The sequence below is a fragment of the Microcoleus sp. PH2017_35_SFW_U_B genome (assembly GCF_020737865.1).
Classification (GTDB): domain Bacteria; phylum Cyanobacteriota; class Cyanobacteriia; order Cyanobacteriales; family Microcoleaceae; genus Microcoleus.
In genome coordinates, this window is sequence record NZ_JAEQDE010000040.1 from 1 (window position 1) to 19,383 (window position 19,383).

The 19,383-nt window shown below is 46.4% G+C and carries 19 protein-coding genes and 1 pseudogene; 7 read left to right on the plus strand and 13 right to left on the minus strand.

Going from position 1 to position 19,383, the window contains the following annotated elements; translation table 11 throughout:
- A pseudogene (locus tag JGK36_RS11275) lies at positions 1-249 on the plus strand (hypothetical protein); the annotation flags it as partial.
- 56 nt (positions 250-305) lie between these two features.
- On the opposite strand, the gene JGK36_RS11280 reads toward JGK36_RS11275, so the two are convergent.
- From JGK36_RS11280 to JGK36_RS11315, 8 genes are all read right to left on the minus strand, one after another.
- Positions 306-1,040 carry a hypothetical protein gene (locus JGK36_RS11280; RefSeq protein ID WP_293183059.1) on the minus strand — a complete coding sequence of 245 codons (735 nt, stop codon included), beginning with the start codon at positions 1,038-1,040 and terminating at the stop codon, positions 306-308.
- Between the two features lie 2 nt (positions 1,041-1,042).
- Positions 1,043-1,369: a hypothetical protein gene (locus JGK36_RS11285; RefSeq protein ID WP_293183061.1), complete on the minus strand. Its 327-nt coding sequence runs from the start codon at positions 1,367-1,369 to the stop codon at positions 1,043-1,045.
- A gap of 13 nt (positions 1,370-1,382) precedes the next feature.
- Complete coding sequence (locus tag JGK36_RS11290; RefSeq protein ID WP_293183063.1) at positions 1,383-2,168, minus strand: DUF6816 family protein; 786 nt, start codon at positions 2,166-2,168, stop codon at positions 1,383-1,385.
- A gap of 180 nt (positions 2,169-2,348) precedes the next feature.
- A complete protein-coding gene (locus tag JGK36_RS11295; protein WP_293183125.1) occupies positions 2,349-2,753 on the minus strand; it encodes a ChuX/HutX family heme-like substrate-binding protein in 405 nt (134 codons plus the stop codon).
- A 212-nt stretch (positions 2,754-2,965) separates the two neighbouring features.
- Positions 2,966-3,919: a PhoH family protein gene (locus JGK36_RS11300; protein ID WP_293197004.1), complete on the minus strand. Its 954-nt coding sequence runs from the start codon at positions 3,917-3,919 to the stop codon at positions 2,966-2,968.
- A gap of 772 nt (positions 3,920-4,691) precedes the next feature.
- Complete coding sequence (locus tag JGK36_RS11305; RefSeq protein ID WP_293197005.1) at positions 4,692-5,177, minus strand: KH domain-containing protein; 486 nt, start codon at positions 5,175-5,177, stop codon at positions 4,692-4,694.
- Positions 5,149-5,433 (minus strand): 30S ribosomal protein S16, encoded by a 285-nt coding sequence (gene rpsP / locus JGK36_RS11310; protein WP_293157400.1) that lies wholly within the window; start codon positions 5,431-5,433, stop codon positions 5,149-5,151. The genes JGK36_RS11305 and rpsP overlap by 29 nt, the downstream gene beginning before the upstream one ends.
- Before the next feature lie 175 nt (positions 5,434-5,608).
- Positions 5,609-6,946, minus strand: a complete 1,338-nt coding sequence (locus JGK36_RS11315) for a D-alanyl-D-alanine carboxypeptidase (RefSeq protein ID WP_293183069.1) — start codon at positions 6,944-6,946, stop codon at positions 5,609-5,611.
- Positions 6,947-7,420: 474 nt separating this feature from the next.
- On the opposite strand from JGK36_RS11315, the gene plsX reads away from it, so the two are divergent.
- The 6 genes from plsX (at position 7,421) to JGK36_RS11345 (ending at position 14,103) form a co-directional block, all read left to right on the plus strand.
- Complete coding sequence (gene plsX, locus JGK36_RS11320; protein ID WP_293183071.1) at positions 7,421-8,473, plus strand: phosphate acyltransferase PlsX; 1,053 nt, start codon at positions 7,421-7,423, stop codon at positions 8,471-8,473.
- A 349-nt stretch (positions 8,474-8,822) separates the two neighbouring features.
- A complete protein-coding gene (locus JGK36_RS11325) occupies positions 8,823-9,824 on the plus strand; it encodes a beta-ketoacyl-ACP synthase III (protein ID WP_293157417.1) in 1,002 nt (333 codons plus the stop codon).
- A 520-nt stretch (positions 9,825-10,344) separates the two neighbouring features.
- On the plus strand, positions 10,345-11,226 hold the full coding sequence (gene fabD / locus JGK36_RS11330; RefSeq protein WP_293183073.1) for an ACP S-malonyltransferase: 882 nt from the start codon (positions 10,345-10,347) through the stop codon (positions 11,224-11,226).
- 381 nt (positions 11,227-11,607) lie between these two features.
- A complete protein-coding gene (locus JGK36_RS11335; RefSeq protein ID WP_293183075.1) occupies positions 11,608-12,321 on the plus strand; it encodes a PspA/IM30 family protein in 714 nt (237 codons plus the stop codon).
- Positions 12,322-12,331: 10 nt separating this feature from the next.
- The gene (locus JGK36_RS11340; RefSeq protein WP_293197006.1) at positions 12,332-13,276 is read left to right on the plus strand and encodes a phosphate ABC transporter substrate-binding protein; all 945 of its coding nucleotides are present in this window, start codon (positions 12,332-12,334) and stop codon (positions 13,274-13,276) included.
- 188 nt (positions 13,277-13,464) lie between these two features.
- Entirely contained in the window at positions 13,465-14,103 is a 639-nt protein-coding gene (locus JGK36_RS11345) for a 1-acyl-sn-glycerol-3-phosphate acyltransferase (protein ID WP_293183079.1), read from the plus strand.
- Between the two features lie 228 nt (positions 14,104-14,331).
- On the opposite strand, the gene JGK36_RS11350 is transcribed toward JGK36_RS11345, so the two are convergent.
- From JGK36_RS11350 to JGK36_RS11370, 5 genes are all read right to left on the minus strand, one after another.
- Complete coding sequence (locus JGK36_RS11350; RefSeq protein ID WP_293183081.1) at positions 14,332-14,922, minus strand: YdcF family protein; 591 nt, start codon at positions 14,920-14,922, stop codon at positions 14,332-14,334.
- Positions 14,923-15,533: 611 nt separating this feature from the next.
- On the minus strand, positions 15,534-16,364 hold the full coding sequence (locus JGK36_RS11355) for a GUN4 domain-containing protein (RefSeq protein ID WP_293197007.1): 831 nt from the start codon (positions 16,362-16,364) through the stop codon (positions 15,534-15,536).
- A 6-nt stretch (positions 16,365-16,370) separates the two neighbouring features.
- Positions 16,371-16,850: a transposase gene (locus JGK36_RS11360; RefSeq protein ID WP_293192147.1), complete on the minus strand. Its 480-nt coding sequence runs from the start codon at positions 16,848-16,850 to the stop codon at positions 16,371-16,373.
- Positions 16,851-16,865: 15 nt separating this feature from the next.
- Positions 16,866-17,576 carry a transposase gene (locus tag JGK36_RS11365; RefSeq protein WP_293197008.1) on the minus strand — a complete coding sequence of 237 codons (711 nt, stop codon included), beginning with the start codon at positions 17,574-17,576 and terminating at the stop codon, positions 16,866-16,868.
- A 636-nt stretch (positions 17,577-18,212) separates the two neighbouring features.
- Positions 18,213-19,355: a hybrid sensor histidine kinase/response regulator gene (locus JGK36_RS11370; RefSeq protein WP_293183089.1), complete on the minus strand. Its 1,143-nt coding sequence runs from the start codon at positions 19,353-19,355 to the stop codon at positions 18,213-18,215.
- Positions 19,356-19,383 lie beyond the last annotated feature (28 nt).

A 19,383-nucleotide genomic window follows, 5' to 3' on the forward strand; every position in this document is an offset into this window, starting at 1 on the left:
TCTTTTGCCTCGTTCGATAGTTGTTTTAAGTCGGGGAGTTTTTCCATTCCTTTATCTAATGTCTATCTTGTCTTCTTGTCAAGGGGGTTGAGCAATTACCAAGAAAGATATCAAATTACGTCAAGTCACGGATGGGACAGTATAATTCTCTTCTTCTCTGCTGATGAAAAAGACGCCCTCGATAAGTTTTTCAAACTGTTGGAAGAATTTTTTAATCTCGATAAAATTGCTGAAGACAAAGACAATTAGCAGAGATGTCTCAAATCCTCACTTCACAATGCCTGGATCGAGATTTCACCTTAATTCTAGGAAGTAATTGCCGAAATCAAATATTTATCGCCCGTTGAGCTGGGATATTTAACAGAAAACGCTTGCACATTTTCCTGATTCAAATTAGCGGCGTAATATTGCTTGAGCTTGTCAAAAGTCAGATCGCCTCCTGTTAACTCAGTTGTATAACCTCTTTCAATTTCACCCATATACCCCAAAACGGCTGCAAAGCCTTCGGGATCTTGCTCTGCCTGAATTTGAACAGATAAAGGACTTCCTGAAGTGTTTTCGTAAACTAAGGTGATTACTCCTTTTCTTTCCCTTTTCCATTCAAAAATACTAATTTTTTCCTTATTAATTTCAATAAAATTATCGCCGTTTTTGACAATTAGGTAGTTTTCTACATCAAAAAGTAGGGGTGGATCGGAAACTATAGTAAGTTCTCCCCATTCCCCTCTTAAATAGTATTTGCCATCCGCGCTAAAAAATTCGTCTATATTCCCGTAATCAACGCTACCATCTGGATCTGCAATGGGGCTGATGTTGTTCAGAACCAAATCGTAGGTTTGAGGGTAGGGAAAATTTAAGCTCATCCGCCGATAACAATACTGTTCTTCAGGTAAGGGTTGAGTGTAGAGAGAGTGATTTTCTGTGAGAACAGCTTCCAAGAGGATTTGTATAGATGTTTTATCATTAATGCTAAGTACATAGCTATCCTCTAGATAAATATTTTCAAATCCCGGAAATTGCCAGTAGTTTAAGCGTTCCATTTTTAAATGTCCCAATCAATAGGAGTATGATTAGCTGGGCTTTTTCTGTTAACGAGCTTTCCTTGTAGATCGATTCTACTGCCTTTAGCATTTTTTAGCTCTACATGAGGGTGGTTGCTTCCGGGAGCTCTTGGAGTTCCCTGTTTGAGTGTTAATCTAGTTACTCCGTTTTTATCAATATATTTTAACGGGCCATTAGGTGTTTGAGTAGGATGCCAGCCCTGTTGTGACTCAGCCCACATTTGAAAGTCGCTTGCTTTTGGATTAATCCTAGTTGAGATAGCTTGTGTTATGCGTTCCCATGCCATTCGCCCTGATAAAGTTGCCATAATTCACAATAAATTAGCTCGATTCTCCCGGTGACAACTCCAACCGATATCGGTACAAAGCCACAGGATGCCCTCCAGCCGCGAAATAATCCGGGTCTTGGGGCGATAAATAAATCGCTGTCACCTGATCGGCTACAATTTTTTTACTCCCAGAAGATCCATTTTCCCCGCTTCCAATCACTCGATAAGCTGTGGTTGTTTCCACTTCGTTTAAATAAATATCAGTCTCGCCCCGAAACACCTGCTGAGAAATTTCTGTAGATACAAACTCCCGAGGATTCGGCGTTTCAGTGCCGCGACTGGTGACAATCGAGATTAGTTGGCGATCGCCTTTGAGTATGGTAATCTGGCGGTTGGGATTGTTTGGATCGACTTTCACGGAAAGTACGCCACCGTTGCCTAAATAGGCTTTGGCGATGTTCAAACCGTTAAAATTGCGATCGGCTACAATTTTAGGAGCTTTTTTAGATGTATAAGTAGAAATTAAACCAATAAATTTTTCAGGTTGAAATCGAACTTTAAACAATACTGGCTGCTGCAAATACTGGCGGTTTTTTTCAAATCCAGGCGTGACAATATTTGGGGCTAAAGGCGCTGCTAAATCTATTAAAGTGCTGGCAACATTCCAACTTCCGGCCATCCAGTCTGGATACACTAAATCTCCCTTAGCTACGGCGATGGGAGGCTTGCTATCCCAATTGGGAAAACTGGAAATGCGATCGCCCAAAACCCCCGCCCTCGCACCGCCACCCCACAGCAACACAACCAAAACCAGACAAAAAACCCAAATTACCTTCATACCAAATTACATTCAAACAGCTAACTTTATATTTTGCTCTAATTCGTTCGTAGTGAGGACTTCAGTCCTTCTTTTTGCGGACTGAAGTCCTCACTACCAAAAGTTGGTAATGAGGAATGCAAGTCCTTCTTTTTGCGGACTGAAGTCCTCACTACCAACCTTTTTTATTGTTTGTTAGTTTTAAATTGCCTCAACAGGTGCAGGTTCCCAAACCTCCCCGTATTGTTCTTTTAATTCGTGCCATTTTTCCACCTGTCCAGGTTCGTATTCACCAGGTTTTCCCCACTGCAAAAACGCGCTCAACGCAGCATCATTTTGCTCGTCCAGAAAACGAATTGCATAGGTAGTAAAGTTGCCTCTTTTTGCCTCGCCGGTCTCAAATTTCACTTGTTTAATTTTGTCCATATTTAGGTGAAACTCAAATATTTCGGCGTGCATATTTGCATATTTCCCCTTGGGCAACTCTGCATAAAACAGCTTGTGAATTGAACCGCGCACTTCCAGTACAGCGGCGCTGCTAGTCACGATCAAACGCAGCGTCCCCAATTTTTCGCAAGCTTCTAAGAATTCTTTGAGATTAGGCATAATTTGGGAATAGGTAATTGGGAATTGGGCATTGGGCATTAGTTATTAGTTGTTAGAAACAACAAATAACAAATAACCGATAACAACTGTCAATTTTTATGGAATTGGGCATTAGTTATTAGTTATTATAACCAACAAATAACAAATAACAAATAACCGATAACAACTGACAACTGTCAACTGTCAACTGTCAACTGTCAACTGTAAACTGACTATTTTTCGTGCAATTCGTAAGCTGCAACAATCCGCTGTACTAGCGGGTGTCTCACCACATCTGACTGATTGAATTCGCAAAAAGCAATGCCTTCAACGTTACCCAGAATTTTTTGAGCAACTGACAGTCCCGACTGTTGGTTTGGTGGCAAATCTGTTTGAGTGATATCGCCCGTCACTACCATTTTCGATCGAAAGCCCAGACGAGTCAACACCATTTTCATCTGAGCAGGTGTTGTATTTTGAGCTTCGTCCAAAATGACGAAAGCATTGCTGAGAGTACGCCCTCGCATATAAGCTAAAGGAGCTACTTCGATCAAGCCTCTTTCCATTAAATCGGCCATTTTTTCGGGGTCGATTATTTCTTGGAGGGCGTCGTAAAGCGGGCGCAAATAGGGATCGACTTTTTGCTGCAAATCTCCAGGCAAAAATCCTAATTTTTCGCCTGCTTCTACGGCGGGCCTGGTTAAAATTAGCTTTTCGTACTGCTTGCTTAACAGTGCTTGCACTGCCAAAATAGCTGCTAGAAATGTTTTTCCAGTACCAGCGGGGCCGATGCAAAATGTTAGGTCGTGGGTGCGTACTGCTTGGACGTACTGCCGCTGCTTGAAGGTTTTGGCTCTTATTTCTTCGCCGCGGCGGGTTTTGGCGAATACGTCTCGTTGCAAGTCTTGCAAATCTTCTTGGCGGTTGGTATCCAATGCGTAGCGCGCTGTTTGGATTTCTACTCCGGTGATGGTTTTGCCGGATTTCCAATAGTCGGAGAGCGATCGCACTAATTTATGACACAATTCTACTTGAGTTTTTGTGCCGGAAATCAGCAGTTCTTGGCCTCGCATTACCAGGTTGGCGCCGGTTTGCTTAGAGATAATTTTCAAGTTTTCTTCTTGATTTCCGGCCAGCGACATGGCGCTTTGATTGCTCGGTAACTCTATTGTTAGTTTTTCAGTCATGCCAGCATGAGCTCCTCCAAGTAAGTAATTAAAAGTTAACAATCAGCTTTGTTTTACGAACAAAAAGACGCCCGGTACTAGATTTTACCTAGTATCTCAGGCGTCTTTTCTGTTTAAATCGCAAATAAATTTGGTGCTTGAGGCACAAATCAAATCTCCCTTCTTTGACACTCTCAGGTCTAAAGACACGCTCGATTCTGCGATCGCGAGTAAACTCTCGCTGCGACCGTCAAACGCCGCCTAAACACTCAAAACAACTACCGACATTGCCAATGTTGTAATCGCGTTTACTTTTATTGTTTCAATGCTTTCAGAATCCATCACACTTGCCAAGACGCGGTACGCTCCACAACCTGCCATTATTTGCTCTTTCCTGTCATACTGACATCAGGACTTAAACCTAACCGTTGTTTCATAGGAGCCGGGATTTCTCCGATACTAGGATGCTTCAACACGTAGATGTTTTTTGTTCTTACTCCCAACTCAAATTATATCACATTTTCAAGAACACTCTTGACTGAAGTCCCTCGGGTCGCTTCCCTCTGAGCACGCTTTGTGTCTGAGTTTCCCGCATCCCGTGTTGCTTTGATGAAGTCAGACAACTTTAGATTTTAGATTTTAGATTTACCCGATCCCGCTGAGATTTTAGATTTAAAATTTTACATTTTTGTTTGATCGCAAAACTGGCAATCTCAAATCCAACGGGGTTTGTAACACAAAGTCTACAACAGGCAATCTAAAATCTAAAATTGTCTCTCATTCAGCAGAACAGTTAATAACCGGGAGTATTTCTGCTCGTTCTAAACGTAGGTGTGTTAGTACGGCGAGGTTGTTCTCTCGGGGTTCTGCTAGGTAAGGGAGTCGGCGACGGAGGCCCACTCCGGGGTCGGAAGTCTCCCCCATCGCGCCTAGCGCGATCGGAACGATCTCGATCCGGACGATCGCGATCGCCCCTAGGTGGCCCGGAGTTGCGATCGCCCGCTTCACCATCGTATATATCTAAGTACAGCGACTGACCCGCCGTTTGCGCCACCGCTTCGAGGGTAGTTCTTATTGCCTGAATATTGCGTCCGCCCCTACCGTAAACCCGCCCTTTATCGGGATCTTCAAAAGCGAGCCGAACCCAGACCCGGGATTGGCGCGGGTGCAGTTCGCAATCAACTCGCAAAGACGCGGGCGACTCTAAAAAAGGCCCAATTAAAAACTTAACCAGTCCAGAATAGTTGGGACTAGCTGACTGCTGCTGTGCTGGATTCAACGTTGGCTCCGGCTCCGACTTGTTCAAATACATTCGCTTTTCTCAGGATGTCACGCACGGTGTCAGTTGGCTGAGCGCCTTCTTGCAGGCGCTTGACAATCGCTGGAACATCCAGCCTGGTTTCATTATTTCTGGGGTTGTAGAAGCCGAGTTCTTCTAGGGGACGGCCGTCGCGGCGGGTAGAGCTGTTCATAGCTACAATCCGGTAGCTGGTCTCGCGTTTTTTCCCGTATCTCTTCAATCGCAGTTTGATCATCTTCTTGCAGAATAGTCCTCGATCAATTGTGACATACTCCACGCGCGAAATCTCACATTATGCTGTGGGGAATTGGGCATCGGGCATCGGGCATCGGGCATCGGGCATCGAGCCTAAAAGCATTAATCTGCCAACTGACAACTGTCAACTGTCAACTGTCAACTGTCAACTGACGTTAACCTCCCAGCAAAATATCGCTGCGATTTGCTGCCCCCAAAGCTGGTCTAGCGCCGTCAATGTGCGGTGTAATTGCTAGTGGCAGGGCCGGTGCAGTGCCCCACTGCTGCACCAATTTTTGCAGAAATATATCTTGCTGCGCTCTCAAAGAGTCCCAATCGGTGCCGCGATTAATAATTGCAAACCAAACTAAACCCCGATCGCGCGTGGGTATGGCTCCAGCCAAAGCAATCACCGTATCTAAGGTACCGGTTTTCACCACAGCCGACGGCGGAATGTGTCGGTGTTCCAAAGTTCCTTTATCGCGCCCGGACACCGGAAACAAGTCAGCAATAGTCAGCCCCGTAGTCTGAAGGTTGCGCGCGATCGCCTGCATCATCCCACAAGCCGCCCTCGGAGACATCCGATTTTCCACTCCCAATCCCGAACCGTTAATTAATTGAAGTTCCGCCGCCGGCACCCCCGCCGCCCAAGTCGCTTGCTGCTGGACTATTTTGTGTCCGCCCAAATTGTCTGCCAGTATTTGGGCAATGTCATTGTCGCTGTGGACGTTCATCTGCTTGAGAATTTCGGGTAAAGGGAGCGATCGGCGCTTCAGCAGCAAATGTCCCGAGCTCACAAATTTTTCAGCAATCACCGTGCCGGCGATCGTTACTTGCGGCTTTCTCGTTCCCCGAGCCATCTTAGAATATATTGCCAGCACGTCAGAAGGCCAACTGCGCCCATTGAGAGCCTGCCGCAGACCCTCCCCCGCAGCCAAAGGATCGGACTGGTAATTCATGCGGAAATTGCCTGTCACCACTAAGTTGCCGGCCACGCGATCGATACCCATTTGATTGAGAGCATTACCCACGGCGATCGCCTCTTCCCACACAAACAACGGATCGCCACCACCACTGACAACCAAATCTCCTTGCAACACCCCATTCCTAATCGGCCCGGTTCCCCGGAACCGTGTTTCAAACTGATGCTCGGTGCCCCAAGTTTCCAGCGAAGCCAGAGAAGTGGCAATCTTAGTCAGCGAAGCCCCTGGCATCAGTACCTTTCCCTGCTGACTTACCAGTGGCACCATTCCGGCTTGTACCCAAACTCCCTGATTGCCGTCTATCAGATGTTTTGCCTTCAAATCTTTTAAATATTCCTCCACCGCGACGGATGTCGGCAAGTCTCGATTTGCTGCATCTACTCCTCCAAAAGCCAGCTCTTCGGCCACCACTAACCCGGGTATCCCTCCCCGCCAAGCCAGTAGCGACACAGCGTTGGGCGCGACACTGTGTACCCCAGCCATGTCGAGCCACAGAGACATGATTCCCGAGCTAAATAATAAATCCAGCATTTTTTACACCTATAGTTCAGTCAGTCGATTTTAGATTTTAGATTTTAGATTTACTCCACAGAATCAATCTGGGGGCTTGAACTCGGGTCTAAAATTTTGGGCCCGAGTCACGACGAGTGTCGGAAACTTTTATCCGTTTTTGGGCGGGGTCAGGTAAATTATTCTATTGAGTTTTTCAATTTGCAGTCAAAAATAGTAAAGTAGGCACAAACTCTATCAGAGTAGTCGCAAATGACAATTGTCCGATCGAGTGCGAGCAGATTTTAGTTATTTATTCGCACTTCTGGATTCAGACTCCAGATCCGCAAGAAACGGGTACAACGCCCCGACGCCATTCGTGGATGCTCCCAAAATTTTCGACCCTAGTTTCTGCTGCCAGATTTCAGGCTGTAACTCAATCGAAAATCGAAAATCGAAAATCGAAAATCGGCTGACTTCCTGGTAGAATTTTTAGTGTTTCTCAAACATTGGTCAATGGGATCGACACGCGCAAGAATTGCAATAGACGCTATGGGTGGGGATCACGCCCCCGCCGAAGTTGTAGCTGGAGCGCTTAAGGCACAAGAAGAGTTAGGCGTAGAGATTTTGCTGGTGGGCGACCCGCAGCAAATAGAAGACTCGCTACGTCTTCAAGACGCGATCGGCCGCGTCTCTACAGGTCAGCTAGAAATCGTTCCTTCAGAAGGAACGGTGGAAATGCACGAAGAACCTCTAAGTGCCCTCAAACGCAAGCCCAAAGCTTCGATTAACGTAGCCATGAACTTGGTGAAGCAGCAGCAGGCTGATGCTGTGGTGTCCGCCGGTCACTCCGGTGCGGCAATGGCGGCTGCCCTACTGAGGTTGGGGCGGCTACCTGGAATCGATCGCCCCGCGATCGGTGCGGTTTTGCCGACAATGGTACCGGGTACCTCTGTACTCATTCTCGATGTCGGCGCTAATGTGGACTGCCGCCCAAAATTTTTGGAGCAGTTTGCTCTGATGGGAACTATTTACAGCCAGTGCGTGCTCGGCGTCGCCGAACCAAAAATCGGCCTGCTAAACATTGGCGAAGAACCTTCTAAAGGCAACGACGCTGCGGTACGCACCCATCAGTTATTGGCGGACAATCCGAACATTCCTTTTGTGGGCAATGCCGAAGGCCGCGACGTGCTGTCGGGGAACTTTGACGTGATTGTCTGCGACGGGTTTGTCGGCAACGTGTTGTTGAAGTTTGCCGAAGCGGTGGGCGAAGTCGTAGTCCAGGTGCTCAAGGAAGAGCTGGTCAAAGGGCTCCAACATCAAATTAACGATCCTATGCTGCAAAAAAGCTTGCAAGGATTCAAGCAGCGAGTAGACCACGTTGAACATGGTGGCGGTTTGCTGTTGGGCGTTGCTGGAGTTTGCATTATCAGCCACGGTTCGTCTCAAGCTGCCTCGATTTTTAATGCCATTCGTTTGGCAAAAGGGGCTATTGACAACCAAGTGCTGGAGCGAATTAAATCGTCCAATCGCGAAAGCGCTGTGGAACAAGAAGCTTTGAACAGTTGACAGTTGACAGTTGACAGTTGACAGTTGGCAGTTGACAGTTAACAGTTGACAGTTGGCAGTTGACAGTTGACAGTTGGCAGTTGACAGTTGACAGTTGAGTGCAACCTCGACCTGGAAGGAAGAGGATTGGAGTAATGAATAGTCTTCTTTTAATTTCTCCCGGGCTTGGGGCTTTAAACCAATTCTTTCTAGTAAGTAGAAATTAAAAATTAAAAAAGTCAAATTAAAAATGTCAGATTAAACCAACTGTTTTGCTTGAAAAAGGTAATTTCAGCAGTTTAAAAAATAGTTTAAATTTGAAGTTTTTAATTTTTAATTTCTCGACCGAAAAGCGAGTAAATGGAGAGGAATGTTGCAGCAATCAGGGTTCGGCATTGCCGTTACGGGTAGCGGTTCTTGTACACCGCAGGTTTCGCTTGATAATAACGGCTTGAGTCAGATAGTAGAAACGTCTGACGAGTGGATTGCGGCGCGAACGGGCATTCGATCGCGCAGGCTGGCGGACGATCGCACTTCTTTGTGCGATTTGGCATCGGAGGCATCCCGCAGGGCGATCGCCATGGCAGAAATTTCGCCGACAGATATCGATTTGATTATTTTGGCCACATCAAGCCCTGACGATTTGTTCGGCACTGCGGGCAAAATTCAATATCAGTTGGGCGCTACAAAAGCTGTGGCTTTCGATTTGACAGCAGCTTGTTCGGGATTTGTGTTTGGTTTAGTTACAGCCTCGCAGTTCATTCGGACAGGCGTTTATCAAAATGTTTTGCTGATCGGAGCAGATATTTTATCTCGCTGGGTGAATTGGTCGGATCGGGGTACTTGCATTTTATTTGGAGACGGTGCAGGTGCGGTGGTATTGCAGGCTTCAGAGGTCGATCGATTTTTGGGATTTGAAATTCGCAGCGACGGCACGCAAAATTCGTCTCTCAATTTAGCCTACAAAGCCGAGTCAAAATCATTAATTGAGGGCGTGAATATCGGACAAGGTGGATTTGAGCCGATCGCCATGAACGGTCAAGAAATCTATCGGTTTGCCGTCAAAAAAGTGCCGGAAGTCATAGAAAAAGCGATGTTTCGGGCAAATATCAGCGCCGAAAAAATTGACTGGCTGCTGTTGCACCAAGCCAATCAACGGATTCTCGATGCAGTTGCCCAAAGGCTCAAGATTCCCCCGGAAAAAGTAATCAGCAATTTAGCAAATTACGGCAATACCTCAGCAGCTTCAATTCCCCTTGCTTTAGACGAATCGGTGCGTCTGGGTAAAGTTAAATCTGGTGAGACTATTGCTGCGGCTGGTTTCGGTGCAGGTTTGAGCTGGGGGGCGGCGATTTTTCAATGGGGAAGGTAATACGATTTTAGATTTTAGATTTTAGATTTTAGATTGGGGAATCACTGATGAACTATGGGTTGGAAGCGCAGGCTAGCAGTTTCATGATTTTAGGGAACTGGTACAATATTTTGCTCTAAACTTGCCCTGCTGACATCGGGCGTGCGACCATTAAAAAAGAAAAATCTTTTAACACGCCATACACAGGTCATAGCATAGGGTAAAGCCTGCACCAAGCCGTGCATCCTTCGACAGGAATTCTGGACAAGAGTGTGCTGCAATTGAAAATCCTCTATTTTTCGATGGACTTTCCCCCCGTCGAAGGTTGAAAATTTTACTACGGCGATCGACCTGAATTAAAGTAGCAAAAAAAATATAAACCTCGAAAAAAGCGCAGTTATTATGTTATAGTTGTGAGTCGCGAGTAGATAGTTCGTGAACCGAAAGATAGCGGATACCAGTCAGCGAACTCAGAAGCGGGAAACAAAGAATTTTTGCAATCACTTTCTTAGCAACCACCAATTAGCAGATTACCGGAAAAATGACTAAAACAGCATGGGTATTTCCCGGACAAGGTTCCCAGGCGATCGGGATGGGTGCAGACTTATTAAACTTGCCAGCAGCCAAAGCTAAATTTGAGCTGGCTAAAGAAATTTTAGGCTGGTCTGTCCCTGAAGTTTGCCAAAAAGAAGAAGCAAAACTATCTCGGACTCTCTACACTCAGCCTTGCTTGTTCGTAGTAGAAAGCATTTTGGCAGACTTAATGCGAGAAAAGAGCGATCGACCCGCAGTAGTTGCCGGTCACAGTTTAGGAGAATATGTTGCCCTGTACGCAGCAGGCGTCTTTGACTTTGAAACGGGATTGCGCTTAGTCAAACGCCGCGCCGAACTGATGGAGACTGCCTCCGGCGGGCAAATGGTGGCGTTGATCGGCTTCGACAGGCAGGAATTAGAACTGCAAATTCAATACAGCCGAGATGTGGTGCTCGCCAACGATAACAGCGAAGCACAAGTAGTGATTTCTGGCACGCCGACAGCAGTAGAAGATTTGCTAGCCAAAATAAAAGTCAAACGCGCGGTTAAATTGAATGTTTCCGGCGCGTTTCACTCTCCCCTGATGGCCGGGGTGGCGGCAGAGTTTCAACTAGCGTTAAAGTCGGCAAGGTTTTCCGATGCTAAAATGCTGGTACTCTCGAACTCAGAACCGACAGCGACTACTAGCGCAGCTACTCTAAAACAGCGGTTGAATTATCAAATGACTAAAGGCGTGCGCTGGCGAGAAATTTCTCTGCAATTGCCACAACAAGGAATCGATCGCGTAGTGGAAATTGGCCCCGGCAAAGTTCTCACAGGTTTGATCAAACGGACTTGTCCCAATTTATCGCTGGTAAATGTCAGCAGTTTTGCAGATTTGCCCGCTTAATCTATTGTTAACCGATGATTCAGCCGCAGGCTTTCAACAGTTGACAGTTGACAGTTGACAGTTGACAGTTTAAGAGCGACCTCTACCTAGAAGGAAGAGGATTGGAGTAATGAATAGTCTGATTTTAATTTCTCCCGATCGGGGTTCCGGCTTTCAACCAATTCTTTCTGGTAAAATTGAGTTAATTGGTCAGAAAATTGCCGAAAAATAAATAGCACAACAGGAAAATTTTACTACGACCTGTTGTGCAAATTGGCGATGGACGATTCAGACAGCTAGAAAATCTCGATTAAATATAATGTAGATATCGATCGCGCTTGAGGTCGATCGGCAAATTCTGATTTAAACTAGGAATAAAAATCAAGCTAATCCGGTACTTATATGAAAAAAGCTATTTACTGGCTGATGGGCGAAAAAGCCGGCAGAACCATAGTAGGCGGGTGGAACTGGCTGTGGGGACTTCCCGTAGAATCCGGTGGTAAAATTTCAGTCGCCGTAGCCGAAGAGTCGCTGCGATCGATGCAAGAATCCGTCCAAAAGCTCGCAGAAGCAGTTTCTAAACAAGTTGCAGCCTACCAGCGCACCAAAACAAAATATGAAGAAAAAGTTAGAGAGATGCAAACTTTAGAGCGCCAAGCCAAGACAGCCAACCGCAACGGCAACGAAGAAGCAGCCCGCTTAGCCATATCTAAGGTAATTCAGATAGAAAAAATCCTGCCGCAGTACGAAGATGCAGTAAAACAAGCCGAACAGTTTGTGAACGCTTCCAAAGACAAGCTGAATCGAGAGCGCACGAAGCTGGAAGCCTACAAAACCGATATGCAAAACATGAAAGATATGGTCGAGATTAACGAAGCTCTCGGCGCCATATCCAAAGTCAACAACGATCTTAATATTGATTCAGCTCGATCGCAATTTGAACAAGCCAAAAATGCCGTCGAAAAGCATAACCTCGAACAGCAAGCTTTAGCAGAAATATCTGAGAACCCCCAAGAAAGACTTCAGGCAGAATTAGAAAACATGACCGAAGATGATGAAGTCAGTCGCAGGCTGCAAATGTTAGACGATTCCGACGATAAACAACTTCCGAACTAAGGAGAATTTTATGGCTAAGAGCGGGCCTCCCCCCATAGTTTTTATTTTTTTATTCCTGTTCCTCGCAGCCGGTGGCTGGTTTTTTCTGAACAAACCAGCGGCACAGGATGCTAACAATTCCTCCAATCCCCCAACACCCGCAGGCGGTGGCAGTTCCAACCCGCTTCCCGTTGCGCCCGCAGCCGGCTTAGCATCGCCTGTTGCTGCTAGTTCCTTTGCACTACCAGTTGCCGTACCTGCGGGCACGGCGGTGAGAATTGACGGTTCTACCAGCATGGTGACAATCAATCTCAACCTTAAGAATGGCTTTCAAGCCAAGTTTCCCAGCACTACAGTCGATGCCAAAGCAAATGGTTCTGCAAAAGGAATTCAGGATTTGGTGGCGGGAACAGCCGATATTGCTGCGATATCGACCCCTTTGAATGCCCAAGACCAAGCTAGGGGTTTGGCAGTTGTGCCGGTTGCTTTAGATAGAATTGCGATCGTAGTCGGCACTAACAACCCGTTTCAGGGAGGCTTAACTGCTGCTCAAGTTCAAGACATTTTCAAGGGAAATGCTCAAGACTGGTCAAAAGTCGGCGGTTCAGCAGGCCCGATTAAGGTAATTAACAGGCCCGAAATTAGCGGAACTCACCAAACTTTTAAAGAACAAGTGCTCGGAGGCGGTAGTTTTGGTACTGGGCGAAATTTTGCTACGCTCGATCGAGATGCGACAACTCCGCTGCTGCAAGCTTTAGGCAACAACGGCATCGGCTATGCCACTTTCGCTCAAGTTGTCAATCAGAAAACGGTGAGGGTTGTACCCGTAGACGGTGCGACGCCGGAAGCCCCCAATTATCGCTATCAGCGCCAGTTGTACTACGCTTACAAAAATCCCCCCAGCCAAGCGGTTAAGGATTTCTTGGGTTACGCGACTTCCGAGGAAGGAAAAAAAGCGATGCTAGCCGGAAATTAACAGGCCTGAGTTAGCCATCAACTCGCGCGGGTGCGTCGCTGCGGGAATTCTCGCCTCTATTTCAAGTTATGCGATCGCGATGCACCCGCGCATCATTACGTCCTGCGTTTTTTTGCAAGTCCTAGTTAATTTTACAGAGCGGAACTGATAGGCTAAAATTCAGTGTAATTTAAAATCTAAGGTTTTCCGTGAGCAAAAGTCGCGAACCAGTCGAAAGTTTACTTCTTTACTATTTATTCAAGTGGTCAATTGTCAGCCCGATGCTGCACCTTTACTTTCGGGGGCGCATCTACGGTGCAGAAAATGTGCCAGCAGAAGGCCCATTTGTGGTAGTCAGCAATCACGCCAGCGATTTCGATCCGCCGATTTTATCTAGTTCCATGAGGCGGCCAGTGGCATTTATGGCAAAGGAAGAGTTATTTAAAGTTCCTATTTTGAAGCAGGCAATTACGCTTTATGGTGCCTATCCAGTCAAGCGGGAAAGTGCCGATCGCAGTGCAATTCGATCGGCTATCCAGTCTTTAGAAAATGGATGGGCTACGGGTGTATTTTTGCAGGGAACTCGGACGCCAGACGGTAGAATTACTGACCCGAAATTGGGGGCTGCGCTGATAGCTGCTAAGGCAAAAGCACCGCTATTACCCGTTAGTTTGTGGGGAACTCATGCGATCGCATCCAAAGGTTCAATAGTGCCGCGTCCGGTGCCGCTGACGGTGCGAATTGGCAAGCTAATTGAGGCGCCCGCTTCGTCGGATCGCGCGGAATTGGAAGCGCTGACTCAAAGATGTGCAACTGAGATTAATGCGATGCACGATTTGGGTCGCTGAACCGGGCGAATAGAATTCGCACGCCAGACAAACAAAACCCACTCCAAGCGGGTTGAAGAACGGGCGGTTAAAGTTACGTTATTTTCTTCATTCGGCGTCCGGCGGAATTCGTTTTTGTAGTTTGACCTCTTACTCTGATGACGGGCGCTTCGCCACATAAGCGCTTCGCGCTGGCTTCGCCTACGAGTAAGAGGTCAAAAGCGGTTTCAACCGCCGTCCTTTCTTTGTCTATTCAATTCTGGCTTGGCTGAAGTTAGCGCCTGTATAACCCGTAGTCAGCCACATAATGGCTCTAGCGCCGTCGCGGAGAGCTTTTTGCACGGGTTCGGGGGTTCGCCCAGACGGAACTGCTACAGGCTTAAAACTAATCCCTCGACTGCCGAGCACGATTTCGCCAATAATCTGAGCTCGCCGCATATGATCGTCAGAAGTGATCAGATACACGCTCTCAATCCCTTGAGCTTTCAATTCATCTACCAGGGTGGTAAAATTTGTTACCGTATCCACTGCTCTGTAGTCTAAGTGCAGGCGATCGGACTTAATTCCCGCTTCTGAAAACACCCATTCGGCGAACTCAGGATTGCTCCCAGAAGACACCCAAATCGGCAATTGAGGGTGCGATCGAGCAAATTTGGCGGCAAACACCTCTCGCTCCGTAGCCCCACCTAGAACCAACAAAGCTTGGGGTCTCTGAAATTCGCTCTTAAGCTGCTGATAGCCAAACCAAAACGCCATCAAAAGCCCTAGTAGGAACCAAAAATTGGGTGAATTCCTCAAACGCGGGTAACGCCGCCTGTTTAAATTTATTCTCAACCACATCTAAACCTATAAAAACTTTATTTAGCTGACACAGGAACCATAACAAAAAATACCGCACGTACAACCCACTAACAGGAATTAAAAATTAAAATTTAAACAATGGTCAGAGGATTTTAGATTTTAGATTTTAGATTTTGGATTGAATATACAGGTTAACGCATATGCAAAGCAGAAGGATAAAACTTAGGGTTTACCCTTCTGCTTTTAATTGTTCTTGATTTTTAACGGGACTGGCCGGGTTCGAACCGGCGACCTAGCGCTTCAGATTTGTGTGAGTTTCCCCACTCTCCGGACTATTCCTTCACCGTAGGCTTGCGGCCTTTAGGTGGTGGCCGTATGTTTAGGAGGTTTTATGGTGTTTACTTCCTAAAGCCAGTCTCTGCACCTTCCTTACCTAAACAAAATTTAGATAAAGCTTGGCTCAAGATTACCGTATCTGCTGTCAGACTTAGGCTTCCTTGAGTTTGACCACATTCACTCCCAGAGTTTCCTCGCAGGGTGCCCGATTCTTCAGGAGGCGCTTGCTCTATCCATCTGAGCCACAGCCCCAGTTGCTGAACCGTTTTGATTATAGCAGGTAATGGCGATTTTGAATTTTTTATTTTGGATGATTAGCGATCGCCCGTAGCAACTCTCCCGACAATGCGGGCAAAGTTTTCTGCTGCGGTGAGTTTACCAGCACCGTAACAAGCGCGATGTCTCCAGGCGGTAACGGGGAGGTGTCCGGGGGGAGCATTTTCGCTGAATGAGAGCTCGCTGTAATATTTCCAATTTTCTTTGACTCGCCAGCCGAGTCGATCGCACAATTGGGTATAATTTCCGGCGGTACTTTCCCAAATCTGTTGTTGTACGGTGAATCCAAACCGCCCGCTGCTGTGTTGTTGCCAAAGTTTGTCGATCGTGCGAAGGTCTGTAAGAGGAAACCCGTCAATATCGGCTGCACTCAGCCAGCCTTCGTCTTCCCTGACAGAGATTTGCAGCAAAATTTCCCAAGTATGTTCGTCTGCTTTGCGCCATTTTCCAGTTTCTAACAGCTTTGTCAGTTGTCGGTAATCCATCCCCACTTCAGAGATAGCCGGAGTTTGGTCAGGTAAGGCGCCGATTTTCTCTTCCAGTCGCAGTAAAGTGCTGGTAATGGATTCGGGATTGAGTTGTTCGAGGCGGTACAGAACCCATTCTAACTGAGATTGCAGGTACGCGCGGGCGATCGCACCTTGCTGTAATTCCTCTTGCAACTCGTCAAATCTGGCTGACCAATTTTGTTGATTGCGGGCCGATTCCCACATTTGTTTTGCCCACTGCAATCTAACTTGTTCTTGTTTTAAATAAATTTTGGAAGGTTTAGCACGCTGCGGGTAGGGAGTCAAATTCCAGCCACAAATCGAGCAAAACTCTGCTTTTTTTTCTAGGTACTCAGCACCGCACACTGGACAGTCAGACATAGTAAATTACCCAGCACTGACCTGAGTACAGGTACAGTGTGGGCTTTCAATAGCCCTGAAATGATCTTGCAAATTGCAAAATAATCTCGAACCTTCAGGCTTATTTACGGAAGCCCCAATAACAGCAATATTCTTACTGCCGTTTAAGTCGGCATCACCTTTCCATCCACAATGACCACAAGCAAACTTTTTGCCATTCCTATAAGACTCACCCTTTACAGGATGAATATGGTTGCACTTGTGGCACATTTGGCTAGTGTATCTAGGCTCGACAAACAAAATCTTGACGCTATGCTTTATGGCTTTGTATATTAGGAATTGGCGCAACTGAAAAAATGCCCAGCTATTGCTAAGTCTCCGCTCTTTTTTCGAGCGTGGCTGCTGATTTGTGCGCTCCCTAATTCCAGTCAAATCTTCCAAAGCGATCGCTTGATTTTTGTTTTGAGCCTTAGTTACGATACGGTGACTGATAGTGTGATTTACCAATGTCTGAAAGCGCTTTCAAGAGCCCGACAACCGTTTCAACAATTCTCGACATCTACGCCGAGAACTGCGCGTGCCCTTCGTGGCTTTTTGTTGGAGGTTTGCTCTCAACTTGGCATAATGATTTCTAACTTGGGTAATTTGTTTACCGCTAAATGTATCTCCATCGGAAGTAACTGCAATGTCAGTCCTACCCAAATCACAGCCCAAAACTCGATCGCTTGGTGGAGGTTCGACGGGCATAGATTCAAGCTGAATATTAAGATAGTAACTACCATCATTGCGTTTGCACAAAGTAGCAGTCTTTGGGTTTTGACCTTTCAACAATCCAAGTTGGTAGTTTCCGATAGCCAGTACAAACCGTTCCCTACCACCAGTAGTAGTCAAACTTACCGTCCAATCTTTTTCCCTGAAAGAAAAGATACGAGCATCGTAAGTGACGCTAGTAGGAGTAAATTTATTGACCGACTTCCCATCTTTTTTGGCTGTTTTTCTGTTACCAGAAACCCGTCTGATAGCATGGATTGCCAACTGCGCCGAAAGTCCAAACATATCTCTGACATCGTGATATATCAAGGATTGCATCGCCAATTCGTTTGTCAGAGTTGGCGATACAGTTTGATTCACATATTCGCAAGCATTCGCGAACGCCTGAAGTGTTGCATCAATTTTGATGGACTGCTCAGGCATTACTTGGAGTTTGCAAGATACTGTCAGGACTTGTTTCATGACAAGATTCTATCATGTATTGAAGAAAGTCTGTCTGCGTTTATCAATAATTTGTTCAGCTATGCAAGCCTCACGCGCATTCCTCCCGTCACTCAAGTTCGTACCGTGTTTGGTGCGGGACTCCTGTTGTTTTAGTTGAAGTAAATTCAGTTGCCAAGTAATTATATGACATCTGCCTAATAATTTTCTGATTGTATTGCTGGCCCAGACATCGCACGAGTGATATCATTCAGTCTCGAACTGGTTTGTAGTGCGGAATGCGAGTCCGAGCCAAAGAAGGACTAAAGTCCTGACTACGAAGCTATTTTTCTGATTCGTGATTGACTGGTTTGTAGTGCGGAATGCGAGTCCGAGCCAAAGTCAGCGATAGGGTTCGTCAGTTTAGTCATTTTTAACGATCGCCAAAAATCTCATTCTGACGCACCATCTATTCAGGGTGTGCATCAGTTTTGAGATTATCAATTGTCCCAGCAAATATCTTGAGCGGATGCACCCTAATTTTACTTCCTGCATTTCTTCGCAAATCATCTTGAATTTATTTATCTGCGTTTATCTGTGTTTATCTGCCTTAAATCTGCGGTTGCTCTAGCCATCAAACATTTATGAAATAAGTCATCTACAGTTAATTAAATCGCTCTAACAAGGCAAGCGAATAGTAAACAAGCTGCCTTTACCCAACTCGGATTTGACCACGATCGTGCCGCGGTGAGCTTCGACTATTTGGCGGCAGAGGTGCAGTCCCAAACCTGTGCTGGATTTCTTGTGAGTTCCCGAGCCAAACCTTTCAAATAACTTCGCTTGTTCGGCGGGAGAAATTCCGGCGCCGGTGTCTTGGATTTCCATAATTACCCATGCCAGCGGTTGGTTTTTGAAGCTCGTATAAACAGGTGAATTGGCAGCTTTTAAGCGGATATCTATAGAGCCGCTGTCGGTGAATTTTATCGCATTTCCGATTAAATTAGTCAGCAAGCGGTGCAACTCCAGACGATCGCCCGGATACTTGGCAATCGGAGCACTTTCTGCACTTTCACTCAAGTCTAAATTCACCGACAAATTTTTAGCATCGGCTAGGGGAGCGAGTTCTTCGGCTACTTCGGTAATAAGCTGGCGCAAGTCAACCGGAGCGAAACTGAGGGATTTGCGCCCTGCTTCGTAGCGGTAGACTTCTAGCAGCATATTTACCATCGCGATCAGGTTTTTGTTACTGCGAACCATTGTCCCGAAAGCGTCGCACATGGGGAGCGAGATTTCTCCCAAAGCTCCCTGCTGCATTAAAGTTAGCATTCGATCGGCTGCTACGAGGGGCGTCCGCAAGTCGTGAGCGAGTCGGGAGACAAAATCTTCGCGCTGGAGGGCGATCGAATTTCGTTCGTCTACGCTGTGTTTGAGCCGCAAGAGCGATCGCACCCTCGCCAGCAGTTCGTCCATTTCCACGGGTTTGCGGATAAAATCGTCTGCGCCCATGTCGAGTCCCTGGACTACACTGGCGCTGTCGTGAGCTGTGATCAGCAAAATCGGGATAAAGGGCAATTCCTTATTTTGTCGCATTCGCTGGGTGACTTCGTAACCGTCCATTCCCGGCATCATTACGTCTAGCAATACCAAATCGGGGGTTGACTTGTCAATTTGGCTTAAGGCCGAAAAGCCGTTCTCGGCCGTGCTAATTTCGTAACCTTCTTCTTCCAGGATTGTCTGCACCAACAAAACATTATCTGGTGCGTCATCTACAACCAGAATGCGATCGGCTTTTGTGGCATTCGGAACAGATAAATAGTTCATTTAATTGTCGGTATGAAAATAAATACTA

Excerpts from the sequence above, each read along its gene's own strand:
- JGK36_RS11295 (WP_293183125.1), bottom strand. The coding sequence starts at position 2,753 with ATGCCTAATCTCAAAGAATTCTTAGAAGCTTGCGAAAAATTGGGGACG.
- JGK36_RS11365 (WP_293197008.1), bottom strand. The coding sequence starts at position 17,576 with ATGAAACAAGTCCTGACAGTATCTTGCAAACTCCAAGTAATGCCTGAG.
- JGK36_RS11285 (WP_293183061.1), bottom strand. The coding sequence starts at position 1,369 with ATGGCAACTTTATCAGGGCGAATGGCATGGGAACGCATAACACAAGCT.
- JGK36_RS11315 (WP_293183069.1), bottom strand. The coding sequence starts at position 6,946 with ATGCTGGATTTATTATTTAGCTCGGGAATCATGTCTCTGTGGCTCGAC.
- JGK36_RS11290 (WP_293183063.1), bottom strand. The coding sequence starts at position 2,168 with ATGAAGGTAATTTGGGTTTTTTGTCTGGTTTTGGTTGTGTTGCTGTGG.
- JGK36_RS11300 (WP_293197004.1), bottom strand. The coding sequence starts at position 3,919 with ATGACTGAAAAACTAACAATAGAGTTACCGAGCAATCAAAGCGCCATG.
- JGK36_RS11350 (WP_293183081.1), bottom strand. The coding sequence starts at position 14,922 with ATGTGGTTGAGAATAAATTTAAACAGGCGGCGTTACCCGCGTTTGAGG.
- JGK36_RS11325 (WP_293157417.1), top strand. The coding sequence starts at position 8,823 with ATGTTGCAGCAATCAGGGTTCGGCATTGCCGTTACGGGTAGCGGTTCT.
- JGK36_RS11370 (WP_293183089.1), bottom strand. The coding sequence starts at position 19,355 with ATGAACTATTTATCTGTTCCGAATGCCACAAAAGCCGATCGCATTCTG.
- JGK36_RS11335 (WP_293183075.1), top strand. The coding sequence starts at position 11,608 with ATGAAAAAAGCTATTTACTGGCTGATGGGCGAAAAAGCCGGCAGAACC.
- JGK36_RS11355 (WP_293197007.1), bottom strand. The coding sequence starts at position 16,364 with ATGTCTGACTGTCCAGTGTGCGGTGCTGAGTACCTAGAAAAAAAAGCA.
- JGK36_RS11340 (WP_293197006.1), top strand. The coding sequence starts at position 12,332 with ATGGCTAAGAGCGGGCCTCCCCCCATAGTTTTTATTTTTTTATTCCTG.
- fabD (WP_293183073.1), top strand. The coding sequence starts at position 10,345 with ATGACTAAAACAGCATGGGTATTTCCCGGACAAGGTTCCCAGGCGATC.
- plsX (WP_293183071.1), top strand. The coding sequence starts at position 7,421 with ATGGGATCGACACGCGCAAGAATTGCAATAGACGCTATGGGTGGGGAT.
- rpsP (WP_293157400.1), bottom strand. The coding sequence starts at position 5,433 with ATGATCAAACTGCGATTGAAGAGATACGGGAAAAAACGCGAGACCAGC.
- JGK36_RS11280 (WP_293183059.1), bottom strand. The coding sequence starts at position 1,040 with ATGGAACGCTTAAACTACTGGCAATTTCCGGGATTTGAAAATATTTAT.